The sequence below is a fragment of the Photobacterium sanguinicancri genome (assembly GCF_002265265.1).
In the GTDB taxonomy this organism is placed as follows: domain Bacteria; phylum Pseudomonadota; class Gammaproteobacteria; order Enterobacterales; family Vibrionaceae; genus Photobacterium; species Photobacterium sanguinicancri.
The window spans coordinates 1-994 of the sequence record NZ_NOIF01000377.1 but is presented as its reverse complement, the minus strand read 5'-3'; the positions used below and the strand labels follow the sequence as shown (position 1 = coordinate 994).

Here is a 994-nt window from a genome sequence, read left to right as displayed (position 1 = left end):
AAGTATATCTATTAAATAGGATTAGAAGCTAACGGTTATAAGCTACCTCTGGAAAAAATAAAGAAACTCGGTATTCCCGCAATTACAATAATAAACTTTGATGGATATATGCACTTTGTCGTAATAAAAGGCATTAATACTAAACAAGTTATTCTTGGTGACCCATCAAGAGGTACTGTAGTTATGGATATTGCAGAGTTTGAAGAATATTACAAAGGGTTAGTTTTACTTGTTAAAAGTCATATTGATGTAGCTAGAAATGGTTTTATAAAAAAAGAAAATTATAGTGTTTATGCGGCATCGCCAACAGCAGAGGCGGTATCGCGCGATTCGCTTGCAACCTTCAGCATTACGTTGCCAGGAGCAAACGATTATTAGAGGCTAGTATGAAAAAGTTATCCCGATTATCCATAATATCTGCGATTGGTGGTGTGGCTTTTGTGGCCCATGCCTCCATCGGATTCCTATCCTTAGATGAGAAAAAGCATAATCTTGTTAGCATGAGTGAACAAGAGATGGCAACGGTAAGAGGTGGCTTTATATCAATCAACAATACATTGATAAACATAGGGTTAACCATCTCTACAGCATTAAATGGCAGCAAGGTTTATACTTCCCAAATTGCAAACTTAACCATTGATAATGGGGTGCTAACTACAGTTGGCGTCGACCAAATTACTGACCCCATAAAAGTGGTACAAAATGATAACTCTGGGTCCGGTGAAAATACGGTTAGTCCAGCATTAAGCCTACAAGATGGAAGTATTGCTAACATTATTCAAAACACGGTAGATGGTGTGAATATTCGCATTCAAACCGAGCTTAATATTGAAGCAGATGTAGAAGGGTTCTTACGTGAGCAAGGAAATATAAATCGTTTAGAAAACGCGATATTAAGTCATAGTTATTAGATAATCCTTTCAATCGTAAATGAAGGTATAGTACTCAGTACTATACCTGACTCATATACACATCTGACGCTGCAGACGAATAG

2 protein-coding genes are annotated in these 994 nt (G+C 37.0%); both read left to right on the top strand.

Going from position 1 to position 994, the window contains the following annotated elements:
* Nucleotides 1-15: 15 nt before the first annotated feature.
* Nucleotides 16-378, top strand: coding sequence for a C39 family peptidase (locus ASV53_RS24130; RefSeq protein ID WP_094959007.1), 363 nt, complete (start codon nucleotides 16-18; stop codon nucleotides 376-378).
* 8 nt (nucleotides 379-386) lie between these two features.
* Nucleotides 387-911, top strand: a complete 525-nt coding sequence (locus tag ASV53_RS24125) for a hypothetical protein (RefSeq protein ID WP_094959006.1) — start codon at nucleotides 387-389, stop codon at nucleotides 909-911.
* The last annotated feature ends 83 nt before the right edge of the window (nucleotides 912-994 follow it).